The 14,851-nt window shown below is 73.0% G+C and carries 9 protein-coding genes; 1 reads left to right on the top strand and 8 read right to left on the bottom strand.

The genetic code is table 11. The features are described 5' to 3' along the window. Positions 1–3: 3 nt before the first annotated feature. Positions 4–1,476 (bottom strand): SidA/IucD/PvdA family monooxygenase, encoded by a 1,473-nt coding sequence (locus tag ACH4S9_RS06855; protein ID WP_311724836.1) that lies wholly within the window; start codon positions 1,474–1,476, stop codon positions 4–6. Further along, positions 1,473–2,882, bottom strand: coding sequence for a pyridoxal phosphate-dependent decarboxylase family protein (locus tag ACH4S9_RS06850; protein ID WP_398370223.1), 1,410 nt, complete (start codon positions 2,880–2,882; stop codon positions 1,473–1,475). Before ACH4S9_RS06850 ends, ACH4S9_RS06855 begins: the two co-directional genes overlap by 4 nt. 309 nt (positions 2,883–3,191) lie before the next feature. On the opposite strand from ACH4S9_RS06850, the gene ACH4S9_RS06845 reads away from it, so the two are divergent. Beyond that, positions 3,192–3,743, top strand: a complete 552-nt coding sequence (locus tag ACH4S9_RS06845; protein WP_311724834.1) for a MarR family transcriptional regulator — start codon at positions 3,192–3,194, stop codon at positions 3,741–3,743. Here ACH4S9_RS06845 and narI read toward each other — a convergent pair. From narI to pepN, 6 genes are all read right to left on the bottom strand, one after another. Further along, entirely contained in the window at positions 3,685–4,446 is a 762-nt protein-coding gene (gene narI / locus ACH4S9_RS06840; protein ID WP_385339366.1) for a respiratory nitrate reductase subunit gamma, read from the bottom strand. The genes ACH4S9_RS06845 and narI overlap by 59 nt on opposite strands. Continuing rightward, on the bottom strand, positions 4,443–5,078 hold the full coding sequence (gene narJ / locus ACH4S9_RS06835; RefSeq protein ID WP_398370541.1) for a nitrate reductase molybdenum cofactor assembly chaperone: 636 nt from the start codon (positions 5,076–5,078) through the stop codon (positions 4,443–4,445). Before narJ ends, narI begins: the two co-directional genes overlap by 4 nt. A 5-nt stretch (positions 5,079–5,083) precedes the next feature. Continuing rightward, entirely contained in the window at positions 5,084–6,733 is a 1,650-nt protein-coding gene (narH, locus tag ACH4S9_RS06830; protein ID WP_398370220.1) for a nitrate reductase subunit beta, read from the bottom strand. A 1-nt stretch (position 6,734) separates the two neighbouring features. Next, on the bottom strand, positions 6,735–10,490 hold the full coding sequence (locus tag ACH4S9_RS06825) for a nitrate reductase subunit alpha (RefSeq protein ID WP_398370218.1): 3,756 nt from the start codon (positions 10,488–10,490) through the stop codon (positions 6,735–6,737). A gap of 262 nt (positions 10,491–10,752) precedes the next feature. Further along, complete coding sequence (locus ACH4S9_RS06820; RefSeq protein WP_398370539.1) at positions 10,753–11,796, bottom strand: tellurite resistance/C4-dicarboxylate transporter family protein; 1,044 nt, start codon at positions 11,794–11,796, stop codon at positions 10,753–10,755. A gap of 337 nt (positions 11,797–12,133) precedes the next feature. Beyond that, the gene (pepN, locus tag ACH4S9_RS06815; RefSeq protein ID WP_398370216.1) at positions 12,134–14,710 is read right to left on the bottom strand and encodes an aminopeptidase N; all 2,577 of its coding nucleotides are present in this window, start codon (positions 14,708–14,710) and stop codon (positions 12,134–12,136) included. Positions 14,711–14,851: the final 141 nt, after the last annotated feature.

Raw genomic sequence — 14,851 nt, 5'->3', positions numbered from 1 at the left:
TGGTCAGGTACTGGTATGGGCGAGGCGGTCGCGCTGCTCGGGGAGGTGTCCGCCGATGACGGGGGCGCCGGGGCCGGTGGGCGGGAGGCCGAAGGTGGTGAAGGCGGTGCGCCGCGGGAGGGCGTAGACCGGTTCGGTGGTCAGTGAGTTGAGGATGACGGCGGAGCGCCAGGCGGCGAGGCCGAGGTCGGGTGCGCCCACGCCGTGGGAGTGGCGCTCGGCGTTCTGTACGTAGATGGAGCCCTTGACGATGGGGTCGAGGACGATGCGGTGGTGTTCGTCGATGCGGGGGCGTTCCCGGGAGTCGCGGCGGATGTAGGGGTCGAGGGCGGCGATGAGGGTCTCGATGCGCCGTTCGCGGTAGCCGGTGGCGAGGACCACGGCTTCGGTGGTGTGGCGGCTGCGGGTGCCCTGTTGGCGGTGTTCGAGGTGGAGTTCCAGGCGGGCGTCGGCGATGCGGCCGGCGGTGCGGACGGTGACGTCGGGGGTGAGCACGGCGTCGGGCCAGCCGCCCTGTCGGGCGCGGCGGTAGAGCTCGTCGTGGATCTCCGTCATGGTGTCGTGCGCGATGCCCTTGTAGAGCTGCCACTGGCGGCGCAGCAGTTGGTCGCGCACGCACTCCGGCAGGGCGTGGAAGTAGCGGGTGTAGTCGGGGGTGAAGTGTTCGAGGCCGAGCTTGCTGTACTCCATGGGCGCGAAGGCGGGGGTGCGGGTGAGCCAGTGAAGGCCTTCGGCGCCGGGCGGCCGGTTGCGGAGCAGGTCGAGGAAGACTTCGGCGCCGGACTGGCCGGAGCCGACGACGGTGACATGGCCGGTGGCCAGCAGCTGTTCGCGGTGCTGGAGGTAGTCGGCGGAGTGGATGACGGGGACGCCGGGGGCGTCGACGAGGGGGCACAGGGGCGCGGGGACGTGGGGTTCGGTGCCGACGCCGAGCACCAGGGAGCGGGTGTAGCTGCGGCCCATGTGCAGGGCCTGGCCCCTGGCGTCGAGTTCGGTGAAGTCGATCTCGAAGAGCAGGTGGTCGTGGTTCCAGCGGACGGCGTCGATCTGGTGGCCGAAGTGGAGGCTGGGGAGGTGGTGGCTGACCCAGCGGCAGTAGTCCTCGTACTCGGCGCGTTCGATGTGGAAGCGCTCGGAGAGGTAGAAGGGGAAGAGCCGTTCGTGGGCCTTGAGGTAGTTCAGGAAGGTCCAGGGGCTGGCCGGGTCGGCGAGGGTGACGAGGTCGCCGAGGAACGGGACCTGGACCCTGGCGCCGTCGACGAGGAGGCCCGAGTGCCACTGGAAGGCGGGGCGCTGTTCGTAGAAGGCGGTGCGCAGGCTGGGGACGCCGTGGGCGAGGGCGGCCAGGGAGAGGTTGAAGGGGCCGATGCCGATGCCGGCGAGGTCCAGGGGATGTTCGGGGCAGGCTGCGGCGGGCGCGGGGGTGGGAGCGGGAGCGGGGGTGGTGTTGTGGGTGGGGGGTTGTGCGGTGCTCATGGGGAGTTGCCTTCCACGAGTTCGACCAGCGCCCGCAGGTCGCTGGGCTGGATGTGCGGGTTGAGGACGGTGGCCTTGAGCCACAGCCCATCGGATGTGGCGGCTCGGCCGAGTACGGCCCGGCCCTCGCGCAGGAGGCGGCGTCGTACGGCGGCGACGGCGGCCGGGCCTGCTCCGGTGGGCCGGAAGAGGACGGTGCTGATGGCGGGGCGTGCGTAGAGGTCGAGTCCGGGGCGGGAGTCGATGAGGTCGGCGAGGTCCTGGGCGGCGGCGCAGGCGCGCTCGACGAGGTCGCCGAGGCCGCGGCGGCCGAGGGCGCGCAGGGTGACGGCGATCTTGAGAATGTCGGGGCGGCGGGTGGTGCGCAGGGAGCGGCCGAGGAGGTCGGGGAGGCCGGCGGCGGCGTCGTCGGCGGCGTTGAGGTACTCGGCGCGGTGGGCGAGCGGGGCGAGGGCGGCGCTGTCGGGGACGGCGAGGAGGCCGGCCGCGGCGGGCTGCCAGCCGAGTTTGTGCAGGTCGAGGGCGGCGGTCCGGGCTCGGTCGAGCCCGTCGAGCCTGGTCCGCAGGGTGTTGCTGAACAGGAGCGGGCCGCCGTAGGCGGCGTCGATGTGGAGGGTGGCCGCATGGCGGTCGCAGAGGTCGGCAATGGGCGGCAGGGGGTCGATGGCGCCGGTGTCGGTGGTGCCCGCGGTGGCGACGACGAGCAGGGGGCGGCCGGGGAGCCCGGTGAGGGCGTCGTGGAGGCGGGCCGGGTCCAGGACGCCGGTGGGGGTGGGGATCGTGAGCGGCTCGGGGAGGCCGAGGAGCCAGGCCGCGCGGTGGACGCTGTGGTGGGCGTTGGCCCCGCAGACGACCTGGAGGGGGTCCGTGGCGCCCGCCGTACGGGCGGCCTCGCGGGCGAGCAGCAGGGCGAGTTGGTTGGCCTCGGTGGAGCCGGTGGTGGCGAGGGCGTCGGGGGCCGGGCGGCGGGGGTGGACGAGCCGGGCCAGGGCGCGGCAGGTCAGCGTCTCGAGCTCGCCGGCGGCGGGGGCCTGGTCCCAGGAGTCGAGGGAGGGGTTGAGGGCGCTGGCGGCGAAGTCGGCGGCGGCCGCGACGGCGAGCGGCGGGCAGTGCAGATGGGCGGTGCAGTGCGGCTCGGCGGGATCGGCGGCGCCCGCGGCGAGGGCCCGGACGAGGGTGTGCAGGGCTGCGCGGGCGCCGGTGCCGACGGTGGGCAGCACGGGCTCGGCGGCGGCCCGTACGCGGCGGGCGACGGCGCGGGGGCCGCCGGGCGGGAGGGGGCCGCCGCGGTCGGCGGCGCCGGTGGCGAGGGCGTGGAGGACGGTGTCGAGCATCGGGCGGAGCGCGCGCGGGCCTTCGATACCGCCGGCCAGGAGGCGGGCGGTCCCGGAAGCGGGCACAGGCATGGGTGTGCCCCTCGTCTCGAGTTCGGGCGGGGTGGGAGCGGTCCTGGCGATGTCTCGGAGGCGGCGCCGATCGCCCGGGAGGCGGGTCTCGCGGCGTCAGTGGACGGACCAGACCTCGCGGAACGGGCGGAACTTCGGCGAAGCTTCCGGAACACGGCCTAAAGTACTTCGCAGGCAAGCGGTTCGGGGCGTGGCGGCGGCAGGTCCACTCGTACGTGGTAGTGCCGGTGCGGGAATTGATCGCGGAGCGGCACGCGGCGGTTTCCGTACGATGCCGGGCACGGAACGGCAGGAGGCCAGGGGGGCGCGATGGACCGGCAGCCGGACGACAGCGATCTGACCGAGGAGCTCATCGCCTCGGTGCTGGCCGCGACGCGGCTGCTGGTGGCGATCTCCGCGCGGGCGCTCGCCTCGATCGACGAGACGCTGACGGCGACGCAGCTGCGCGCCCTGGTGGTGCTGGACAGCTGTGGCCCCGCGAAGCTGGCGGCGCTGGCGTCCGGGCTGGGGGTCAACCCGTCCACCGCCATGCGGACGGTGGACCGTCTGGAGTCCCTGGGGCTGGTGGACCGGCGGGTCAATCCGGACAGCCGCCGGGAAGTGGTGCTGCGGCTGACGGACCGGGGCGCGGAGGTGGTGGACCGGGTGCTGGAGTACCGGCGCGCGGAGATCGCCGTCCTGGTGGAGCGGTTGCCCGCGGATGTGCGGTCCGGGCTGGTGCGCGGGCTGCGGGCGCTGGGCGCGGTCGCGGACGAGCCGGACCTCCGCGCGGCCGGGCCGCCGGGGGCCGGGCCCGCCCGGGTCAGCGATGTGCTCGCCGCCGCTTCCGGGGAGGTCCGTCCGCGTCGTCCGGTCCGGTGAGCGCGGGGTGGCGGTACGGCCGGGCCGGGGTGCGGGAGCGGTAGACCACGTACGGCCTGGCCAGGTAGCCGAGGGGGGCGGCGAAGGCGTGGACGAGCCGGCTGAAGGGCCACAGCGCGAACAGCGCCAGGCCCAGCAGGGCGTGCAGCCGGTAGACGAGGGGCGCGTGGGCCATGGCCGGGACGTCGGGGTCGAGGGTGAACAGGCTGCGGAACCAGACGGACACGCCCTGCCGGTAGTCGTAGGCGTCCTTGCTCGCGCCCGTGGCGGTCGCGGTGAGCCCGGCCAGCAGGACGGCGGCGAGCACCGGGTAGACGGCCCGGTCGCTGCGGCTGGTCGCCGCCCGTACGGCGGGCACCCGCAGCCGCCGGTACAGCAGCAGCCCCAGGCCAGCGGCGGTGGCGAGGCCCGCGGTGCCGCCGACCAGCAGCGCGTTGGCGTGGTACAGCCCTTCGCTGACGCGCAGCCGCTCGGTGAGCGACTCGGGGACGACGAGGCCGACGACATGGCCCGCGGCGACGAACAGCAGCCCGAAGTGGAAGAGCGGGCCGCCGATGCTCAGCAGGCGGTGTTCGTGCAGCTGGCTGGAGCGGGTGGTGAAGCCGAAGCGGTTGTAGTGGTAGCGCCAGGCGGTGCCGGCGGCGAAGAGCACGAGGACGAGGTAGGGCAGTACGCCCCACAGGGCGATGTTCAGGTGTTTCATCGGCCGGTTCCTCCCGGAAGGTGGCCGGCGCGCTCGGGGGCGGTCGCGGCGAAGGGGGTCAGGCCGACCGCCTCGGCGGGCGGTCCGCTGCGGGCGAGGGCCAGGGCGGTGGCGCGGTCGGCGGGGGACGGGCCCGGCAGGGTGTCGCAGACGCCGAGCAGGACGTCGGCGTAGGGGCTGTCGTGGTCGGCCAGGGCCATCCTCAGCAGCTCGATCGCGGGGCGGTGTTCGCTCAGCAGCCGCACCCCCGGGGCGGGGCAGCGGGCGGCAAACTCCAGGGCCAGGGGCAGGTGGTCGGGCAGCTCGTCCTCGGGGGGCTCCCAGCCGTGCGCGCGGTAGCGGGCCTTCCAGTCGGCGAGCGAGCCGCCGCGGCGCCGGGTGTCGCCGTCGGTGTAGTAGGTGAGGTGCAGGGTGCGCCGTCGGCTGCGGTCGAAGGTGACGACGTAGCGGGCGGCCAGGTCGAGTACGGGGATGTCCCGTACGGCGGCGCAGAATCGCAGCAGCGGCGCGGGGCCGGGGCCGGTCAGCTCGCCGAGGGCGTCCCGTACCAGGGTCAGGCGCGCGGGCCAGTGCCGGTCGGGGTAGCCGAGGAGGAGGGCGGCGGCCTGGTGCACGGCGGGGGGCGCGTTCATCGGGCTCACCGCTGTTCCTCGGCGTGGCGCGGGAACAGTCCGCCGGGGCGTCCGCGGCCGTTCCAGTTGAGCAGGTTGAACCGGCCGGCGAGCCCGGCACCCGCTCCGGAGGGGGCGGGCACCGGTGGGGCGTGGAAGTCGTCGGCGCCGGGGAAGCCGTCCGGCATCATGCCGGGCAGTCCGTCGGCGTCGAGGCTGCACGTGTCGGTGGGACCGGCGCTGCCTGTGCTGCCCGAGCCCGCGGCGTAGCCGGTGGGGATGACGTACCGCTCCTCGTACTTGGCCAGGGCCAGCAGTCGGTACATGCCCTCGATGGCCTCCTGGTCCATGCCGACCGCGCGGGCGATCGCGGGGTCCCGCTCCTCGCCCAGGTTGATCCGCCGCATGTGGCTGCGCATGGCGGCGAGCCGGCACAGGGCCGCCTCGACCGGCTCCGGGTCGCCCGCGGTGAACAGTTCGGCGAGGTACGAGACGGGGATGCGCAGGGTGTCGATGGCGCCGAAGAGGTTGGCGGGCTCCTCGCCGTCGTGGCCGGTGGCGGTGAGCGCGTCGACGACCGGGGAGAGCGGGGGGATGTACCAGACCATGGGCATGGTGCGGTATTCGGGGTGCAGCGGCAGCGCCACCTTGTACCGGGTGATCAGCGCGTGGATCGGGGAGCGGCGGGCGGCCTCGATCCAGTCGTGCGGGATGCCGGACTCCTCGGCGGCGCGGGCCACTTCGGGGTCGTCGGGGTCGAGGAAGCAGCCGAGCTGGGCCTCGTACAGGTCCTTCTCGTCGGGGACGGCGGCGGCCTCGCCGACCTTGTCCGGGTCGTAGAGCAGCACGCCGAGGTAGCGCAGCCGGCCCACGCAGGTCTCGGAGCAGACGGTGGGCTCGCCGGCCTCGATCCGCGGGTAGCAGAAGGTGCACTTCTCGGCCTTGCCGCTGCGGTGGTTGAAGTAGACCTTCTTGTACGGGCAGCCGCTGACGCACATCCGCCAGCCGCGGCAGCGGTCCTGGTCGACGAGGACGATGCCGTCCTCGACCCGCTTGTACATCGCGCCGGAGGGGCAGACGGCGACGCAGGAGGGGTTGAGGCAGTGTTCGCAGATGCGCGGCAGGTAGAACATGAACGCCTGCTCGTACTCCAGGCGGACCTTCTCGGTCATCTTGGCGAGTACGGGGTCGCCGGCGAGGTGTTCGGGGCCGCCGCCGAGGTCGTCGTCCCAGTTGGGGCCCCAGGTGACGGCGGTGGGGCGGCCGTCGATGAGGGAGCGGGGCGGGGCGGTGGGCAGGTCCTCGCCGAGGGGGGCGGTGGTGAGGTTGTCGTAGTCGTACGTCCAGGGCTGGTAGTAGTCGTCGAGGGAGGGGAGTTCGGGGTTGGCGAACAGCCGGGCCAGGCGGCGGGCGCGGCCGCCGGTGCGCGGTACGAGCCGGCCGTTCTTCAGGTGCCAGCCGCCCTTCCACTTGTCCTGGTCCTCGTAGCCGCGTGGATAGCCCTGGCCGGGGCGGGTCTCGACGTTGTTGAACCAGACGTACTCGGTGCCGGACCGGTTGGTCCAGGTCTGTTTGCAGGTGACCGAGCAGGTGTGGCAGCCGATGCACTTGTCGAGGTTCATGACCATGGCGACCTGGGCCATCACCCTGGGGCGGGACGGCTGGCGGCGGGGCATGTCAGTACTCCACGTTCTGGGACCGGCGCCGGATGACGGTGATCGCGTCGCGCTGGTTGCCGGTCGGTCCGTAGTAGTTGGGGGCGAAGGAGAGCTGGGCGTAGCCGCCGATGAGGTGGGTGGGCTTGATGAGCAGCTTGGTGAGGGCGTTGTGGGTGCCGCCGCGGCCGCCGGTGGCTTCGGACTTGGGCACGTTCACCATGCGTTCCTGCACGTGGTACATGAACACCGTGCCTTCGGGCATGCGGTGGGAGACCACGGCCCGGGCGACGACGACGCCGTTGGCGTTGACGGCCTCGATCCACTCGTTGTCGGCCACGCCGATGGCCTGGGCGTCGGGCACGCTGAGCCAGATGACGGGGCCGCCGCGGGCCAGCGTCTGCATGATCAGGTTTTCCTGGTACTCGGAGTGGATGGACCACTTGGAGTGCGGGGTGACATAGCGGACGGTCACGGAGCGGCCGCTGCCGCCGGTGTCGGGTGGCGGGGCCTCGCCCAGGGCGGCCATGTCCAGCGGGGGCCGGTAGACGGGCAGTTGCTCGCCGAGCTCGGCCATCCAGTCGTGGTCCAGGTAGAAGTGCTGGCGGCCGGTGAGGGTGTGCCAGGGCTTGCGGTGCTCGGTGTTGATGGTGAACGGCGCGTAGCGGCGGTCAGGGGCCTCCTTGCCGGACCACTCGAAGCTGGCGCCGACCTGCACCGGGCGGGTCTGGGTGTCGGAGAACACCACGCGGCGCTCGGCCACCGAGGCGCCCAGTTCGGTGAGGCCCGAGTCCGGTCCGCAGCGGTCGGCGAGCTGCCGGAATCCCTCGGCGGCGATGCGCCCGTTGGTGGTGCCGGAGAGGGCGAGGATCGCCTCGCACATCTTGGTGTCGGTGTCCAGCAGCGGCCGTCCCTTGGCGGCGCCCCGCGCGGCGGTGCCACAGCGGTCGGCCAGCCAGGCCGCCTCCGGCGTGGGGTCGACGCCCACGCCCTTGACCCGCATCCCCTGCCGTTCGGCGAGGGGGCCGAAGGCGGCGAGCCGGGCAGCGACGGCGGTGTAGTCGCGCTCGACGAGGGCGAAGTCCGGCAGGTTCCGGCCGGGCTCGGCGCCCGTCACGGCGCCGGTCGCGGCATCGCGCCAGTCCGGGACGGTGCCGCCGGGCTGGGCGGTTTCGCCGGGGGTGTCGTGCATCAGGGCGCAGGCCACCAGGTCGTGGGCGACCTCCAGCCGTCCGGCGGCGAGTTCGCTCAGCTTGCGGGCGAGGCCGTGGAAGATCTCGAAGTCGGTGCGGGCCTGCCAGGGCGGGATGATCGCCGGGGTGAAGGCGTGGACGTACGGGTGCATGTCGGTGCTGGACAGGTCGTGCTTCTCGTACCAGGTGGCGGCGGGCAGGACGAGGTCGGCGAAGAGCGTGGTGGAGGTCATCCGGAAGTCCAGCGCCAGCAGCAGGTCGAGCTTCCCGTGCGGCGCCGTATCGCGCCAGGTCACATCCGCCGGACGGTTGCCGGGCGGGGCCTCCTCTGCGGTGGCGTTGTCGCGGGCGCCGAGGAGATGGCGCAGGAAGTACTCGTTTCCCTTGGCCGAGGAGCCGATGAGGTTGGCTCGCCAGACGGTCAGCACGCGGGGCCAGTTCTCCGGCGCGTCCGGGTCCTCGCAGGCGAAGTCCAGTCCCCCGGTGGCCAGTTGTTCCGCGACCCACTCCCCCGCCGGCCGTCCGCTCTCCTGCACCCGGCGGCCCAGGTCGAGGGGGTTGGTGGAGAAGGTGGGGTACGAGGGCATCCAGCCGAGCCGCATGGACTGGGCGACCAGGTCCGCGGTGTGCCGGCCGGCGAACAGGCCGCGGCCGGTGGGGGACGCCAGCGCGTCGGCGCCGTACCGCTCGTAGCGCCACTGGTCGGTGTGCAGATACCAGTACGGGGTGCCGGCCATCTGCCGGGACGGCCGCACCCAGTCGGCCGCGGTGGCCATCTGCTGCCAGCCGGTGAAGGGCCGCACCTTCTCCTGGCCCACGTAGTGCGCCCAGCCTCCGCCGTTGACGCCCTGGCAGCCGGTGAGCAACAGCAGGGTGAGGAAGGAGCGGTAGATGGTGTCGGAGTGGAACCAGTGGTTGGTGCCGGCCCCCATCACGATCATGCAGCGCCCGCGGCTCTTCTCGGCGGTGGCCGCGAACTCGCGCGCCGCGCGGATCACGGCAGCGGCCGGGACGGAGGTGATGGCCTCCTGCCAGGCGGGGGTGCCGGGCACCGAGGCGTCGTCGTAGCCGGTGGGCCACTGTCCGGTCAGGCCCGGGCGGCCCACCGCGTACTGGGCCATGAGCAGGTCGAAGACCGTGGTGACCAGCCGGCCGCCGAGCCGCCGCGCGGGGACGGCGCGCCGGACGGTGGCGCCTGGCACATCGAAGCGGGGCAGTTCGACCTCGACGGTCTCGACGCCGGTGGTTCGGTGGAAGGTGAGCCGGGGCGTGATGCCCGCCAGGTCCAGGTTCCAGCGGCCCTCGCCGCCCTTGCTCCAGCGGTCGCCCATAGTGCCGTTGGGGACGACCGGGCGGTCGGTCTCCGCGTCGTGGAGCACCGGCATCCAGCGCCGGGCCGCCTCGTCGGCGTGGGCGGCCAGGCCCGGGTGGGTCGCCTCCAGGTCGGCGGCGGTGAGGAACTTGCCGGGGGTGTGGTGTCCGGACGGCTCCCGCTCCGTCGGTTCCACCAACTCCACCAGGAACGGCAGGTCGGTGAAGCGGCTGACGTAGTCGGTGAAGTAGGGGACCTCGCGCTCGGCGAAGCACTCCTTGAGGATCACGTGCCCCATCGCCATGGCGACCGCGCCGTCGGTGCCGGGGTGCGGGTGCAGCCACTCGTCGGCGAACTTGGTGGCGTCCGCGTAGTCCGGGGAGACCACCACCACCTTCTGCCCCCGGTAGCGGGCCTCGGCCATCCAGTGGGCGTCGGGGGTGCGGGTGACCGGGACGTTCGACCCCCACAGCATCAGATAGGCGGCGTCCCACCAGTCGCCCGACTCGGGTACGTCGGTCTGGTCGCCGAACACCTGGGGGGAGGCGATGGGCAGATCCGCGTACCAGTCGTAGAAGGAGATCATCGGCGCGCCGATCAGCGACATGAAGCGGGCGCCGACGGCGTGCGAGGCCATCGACATGGCGGGGATCGGGGAGAACCCGGCGATCCGGTCCGGGCCGTAGGCGCGCAGGGTGTGCACATGGGCGGCCGCCGCGATCTCCAGCGCCTCCTCCCAGCCGATGCGCACCAGCCCGCCCTTGCCGCGGGCCGACTGGTAGCGATGGCGCTTGTCCGGGTCGCCGGTGATCTCCGCCCAGGCCGCCACCGGGTCGCCGAGCCGCGCCTTGGCCTCCCGGTAGAGCTCGACCAGCACGCCGCGGGCGTGTGGGTAGCGCACCCGGGTGGGCGAGTAGGTGTACCAGGAGAAGGAGGCGCCCCGCGGGCAGCCGCGGGGCTCGTACTCCGGGCGGTCCGGGCCGACCGAGGGGTAGTCGGTCTGCTGGGTCTCCCAGGTGATCAGCCCGTCCTTGACGTACACCTTCCAGGAGCAGGAACCGGTGCAGTTCACGCCATGCGTGGAGCGCACCACCTTGTCATGCGCCCAGCGCTCCCGGTACGGGGAATCCTCCACGGCCTGGTCGGTCCGGTACACGGCCCGCAGGTCTCGGGTGGTCGGGGTGCGCCTCAGGGACGCCCCGGCCCGCAGGAGACGCTCGGTCACCGCTGCTGCGGCTGCCTCGGCCTCCGATCGTGTTGTGCGACGCGCCACGGACCAACAACTCCTCTGGGGTGGGGGCCCCGTGCCGTTTCCCCCGGCAGCGGACGTGACCTGATTCGGTTCGCGCCACAGCATCGCTCGCGCATCAGCCGCACAGTCTGACTGCTTTCAGCCATTTAGCATCACCTGAAACTGTTTTTTCTTGCACTTTGCAATGCTTGCCTCAGGCCTATGACTTGCCCACATGGCAAAAATGAACGGGAGTTGACTGCGCGTCAAAGCTGCCTGGCGGGCGGGTGGGGTGCGGGCCTCTTCAGCGCCCGGACGGCGCCGGACGGGGGACCTTGCCGTTTCTTGACCACTTTTTCTGGCCGGATCTTCGACCGGCCCACGCGCCGAACGAGACCAGCGCCCATGCCACAGAGGCAGCCCACGCCATCACATGCCCGACGGCGACGAGGCCGTACGGCCCCTCGGCGGCGCCGACGGCGGCCGTGGACACGGAGTACATGCCCAGCGGGAAGACGATCGTCCACCACGTCGGCTCATAGCTCAGCGGCACCCGGTGCACCCCGTGCCGCCAGACCCCGGCGGCCACCAGCACCGGCAGCAGACAGGTGGCCCAACCCCACATGACCAGGAGAAACCCCTCGACCGGGGCCCGCAGGGGCGAGGTGCCAAGCCCCTGTGCGACGAGCCGGGCGCCGGCCAGCAGGCTGATCGCGCAGGCGCCCATCGTGACCCAGTACGGCGGTGTCAGCTCCCGCGGCCGGACGCCGAAGCGCAGCAGCCGGCCCGCCACCCCGGTGGCCACCACGACGTACAGCACCACCCCCAGCGCCCAGCCGGCCGTCTTCGCCGCCAGGGCCCGGTGGGGTTCCAGCGCGCCGGCCGCCAGCACCACGGACTGGAGCCCCACCACGCACAGAAACCAGCCGCCCTCGACGCGCCGCAGGGCTCCGGCGGGGCCGAGCCCGCGCACCACGCGCCCCGCGCACCACATCAGGGCCGGCCATACGGGCAGTGCCACGGCCAGCAGAGTCGCCGCGGCCGGCCACCACGGCCCGGCCGCCAGCCGGGTGGCGAGCACATCGGAGCCCGCGACGAAGGTGAAGAAGCCGAACACCGTCGCCGGGTCCCTCAGCTCCGCCGCCACGTCATGCCGGTGCCTCATCACGCGCCGCGCCCAGGCCGCCAGCAGCAGCCCGTACATCGCCACGGCCACCGCCAGCAGCCCGTCCGACAGCCATCGCGCACCCGCCGATCCGACGGCCTGCGAGACGATCCCCGTCGCCATCACCGGAGCGAAGCCGCCCGGCGGCAACTCCCGGTCCGGCCGCGCCCATCTCATCCACATCACGCCAGGAGGCTGCCACCGGCCCGGCGCGCCGACGCCGCGGTTCGGCGGGGCGGGCCCTCGGCGGGGGTGCGTTCGGCCAACGGCACCCCATGATCTGGCCACGCCGTCTTGGTGATTGCTTGGCGCTATGCAGAGATACGCGATACCCGGCGGGGCGCCGGGCCGCCCCGGGTACGCGGGACGGCTCGAATGGCTGTCGCGAACAGGGCCGCGAACAGGTGAACGCCCCCTGGGGAGGGGGCGCGGAGCGATCGAAAGGTGCTGGTTTGTGGGGGTTCGTGATGCCCTTCTGGTGCGGTTGTGTCGTGCGTGCTTCTGGGGCCTCCTGCCGGGCCTACGCCTCGTTCTCCTGGGCCTGCCGGACGCGCAGCGCCCGGCGCAGATCGTCGATCTCGTCGCCCAGGCGGCGGCGCAGCTCCGGGGAGGTGGAGGCGGAGGCCGACGGGTCGTCGCTGTTCAGGCACTCCTCCCCCAGCCGCAGCGTCCGCTCGTCCACCGTCGACGGGAAGCCCCAGCGGGCGACCGAGTCCGCGATGGCGGGGCCACGGCGGTCGGCCAGGGCGACGGCGGCCGGGAAGTAGGCGGTGACGTACTCGTCGAGGAGGGCATGCTGTTCGGGCTGCCAGAAGCCCCCGGCCGTGGCGGTGACCAGGTAGTTCGACAGCTCGGGGCCGTCGCCGGGCTCGAACAGCGCGGCCCAGGCGGCGCGTTTGGCCTCGGCGTCCGGGAGCGCGGCGCGGCAGCGCGCGGCGCCCTCCTGGCCGGTGGCGCTGGAGTCCCGGACGAGCTCGGCGTCGATGTCGCCGGGGGTGGCGGCGCCGAGGACGGCGAGCCGTCCGAGGATCTGCCAGCGCAGCTCGGGGTCGAGGGCCGGGCCGCCGGGGACGGTGTCGCCGTCGAGCCAGTCGCTCAGCTCGGCGGCCGAGGTGGCGCTGTGGATGAACGTGCGCACGGCGGCGAGCCGCAGCCCGGGGCCCGAGCCGTCCTCGGTACGGCGCAGCAGGTCGCGGCAGGTGGCGGTGATGGTGGCGAGGGCGGCGGCGCGGCGGTGGGCGGGCAGATAGCGGTCGGCGATCTGGTTGCGGGCGAAGGCGAGCACACCCTGGACGATGGCTATGTCCGTCTCGTGCGGGAGGTGGGCGCGGGCGGCGTCGAGATAGGCGCCGGGCGCCAGCTCCCCGTCGCGCACCATGTCGCGCGCGGCGTTCCATACGACGGCGCGGCTGAGGGCTTCGGGGAGGCCGGACAGGGAGCGCAGGACGGTCTTCCAGGAGCCGGGGTCCAGGCGGATCTTGGCGTAGGTGAGGTCCCCGTCGTTGAGGAGCAGCAGATCGGGGCGGGGCCCGGTGAAGGGGAGGGTCAGTGCGCCGTCGCCCTCATTCAGCTCGGCCTCGACGCGGTCGCGCAGCACGAGCTTGTGGGGGGCGGCGGGCTCGTGGTCGTACAGGCCGATGGCGATGCGGTGGGGGCGGGGGCTGCTCTCGTCGGTGCCCTGGTGGTGGATCTCCGCGGTCCACCGGCCGCCGTTGGTGGTGATCACGGGCGTGAGGGTGTCCACTCCGGTGGTGCGCAGCCAGCGGTCCGCCCAGGCGTGGACGTCCCGGCCGGACGCCTCGGCGAGCGAGTCGATGAAGTCGGCGAGGGTGGCGTTGCCGAAGCGGTGCCGGGCGAAGTGGGCGTTGATGCCGTCGAGGAAGTTCCGCTCGCCGAGCCAGGCGACGAGCTGGCGCAGCGCGGAGGCGCCCTTGGCGTAGGAGATCCCGTCGAAATTGAGCCGGGCGGCGGCGGTGTCGGGGACCTGCTCGGGCTCCGGGGCCACGGGGTGGGTGGAGGGGCGCTGATCGGCGTCGTAGCCCCAGTTCTTGCGGCGGACGCCGAAGTCGGCCCAGGTGTCGGTGTAGCGGGTGGTCTCGGTGAGGGTCTGGTAGCCCATGTACTCGGCGAAGGACTCGTTGAGCCAGATGTCGTCCCACCACTTCATGGTGACCAGGTCGCCGAACCACATGTGGGCCATCTCGTGGGCGATGACCATGGCGCGGGTCTGGCGCTCGGCGTCGGTGACGGCGGAGCGGTAGACGAATTCGTCGCGGAAGGTGACGAGACCGGGGTTCTCCATGGCGCCGGCGTTGAACTCCGGGACGAACGCCTGGTCGTAGGAGTCGAAGGGGTACGGCTCGTCGAAGATCTCGTGGTAGCGGTCGAAGCAGCGGCGGGTGATGTCGAAGAGCTCGTCGGCGTCGGCCTCCAGGTACGGCGCGAGGGAGCGGCGTACGTGCAGGCCGAACGGCAGACCGGCGTGCTCGGTGCGCACCGAGTGGTACGGGCCGGCGGCGACCGCGAACAGATAGGTGCTGATGGGCGGGGTGGGCGCGAGCCGCCAGCGGCCCTCGTGCGGTTCGCCGACGCGGGTGGCGATGCCGTTGCCGAGGACGGTCCACTCGGGCGGGGCGGTGACGTGCAGCTCGAAGACGGCCTTGAGGTCGGGCTGGTCGAAGCCGACGAAGACGTCGTTGGCGTCGGACATACAACACATGGTGTAGAGGTATGTCTCGCCGTCGGCGGGGTCGGTGAAGCGGTGCATGCCCTCGCCGGTGCGGGAGTAGCGCATGTCCGTCTCGACGCGCAGCTCGTGCTCGCCCTCGGCGAGCCCGGTGAGCGGCAGGCGGCCCTCGGCGATCACGTCGGCGGCGTTGTCGAGGGGGAGCTCCTGGCCGTCGAGCACGGCGCGGTGCAGGGCGGCCGGTTTGAGCTCGGCGAAGGTGTCTACGTCCGTTTCGCGCGCGGTGAAGCGGATGGTGGTGGTGGAGCCGAAGATCTCATCGCCACGGGTGAGGTCGAGGTCGATGGTGTAGCGATGGACCTCGATGAGGCTGGCTCGGGTCTGCGCTTCGTCGCGCGTCAGTACGGACATGAAGACATGCTGCCCTACTGCCTGTGGGGGTCACACGCGTGGGAAGAGGTTGCGGGGCGCGCGGGTCCGGTGGGGGTGCGCCTGCTGTTCGTGGTGGTGCCGGGGGCGGGGGCTCCGAGGCTGTCACGCCTGGACCGCGCC

The organism is Streptomyces sp. NPDC021225, from assembly GCF_044332865.1.
Lineage (GTDB): Bacteria > Actinomycetota > Actinomycetes > Streptomycetales > Streptomycetaceae > Streptomyces.
The sequence above is the reverse complement of the archived record's forward strand: the minus strand, read 5'-3'. Positions and strand labels throughout refer to the sequence as shown.

Coding starts and splice junctions, on each gene's coding strand:
- pepN (WP_398370216.1), bottom strand. CDS start 14,710: ATGTCCGTACTGACGCGCGACGAAGCGCAGACCCGAGCCAGCCTCATC.
- ACH4S9_RS06850 (WP_398370223.1), bottom strand. CDS start 2,882: ATGCCTGTGCCCGCTTCCGGGACCGCCCGCCTCCTGGCCGGCGGTATC.
- narI (WP_385339366.1), bottom strand. CDS start 4,446: ATGAAACACCTGAACATCGCCCTGTGGGGCGTACTGCCCTACCTCGTC.
- narH (WP_398370220.1), bottom strand. CDS start 6,733: ATGCCCCGCCGCCAGCCGTCCCGCCCCAGGGTGATGGCCCAGGTCGCC.
- narJ (WP_398370541.1), bottom strand. CDS start 5,078: ATGAACGCGCCCCCCGCCGTGCACCAGGCCGCCGCCCTCCTCCTCGGC.
- ACH4S9_RS06855 (WP_311724836.1), bottom strand. CDS start 1,476: ATGAGCACCGCACAACCCCCCACCCACAACACCACCCCCGCTCCCGCT.
- ACH4S9_RS06845 (WP_311724834.1), top strand. CDS start 3,192: ATGGACCGGCAGCCGGACGACAGCGATCTGACCGAGGAGCTCATCGCC.
- ACH4S9_RS06820 (WP_398370539.1), bottom strand. CDS start 11,796: ATGTGGATGAGATGGGCGCGGCCGGACCGGGAGTTGCCGCCGGGCGGC.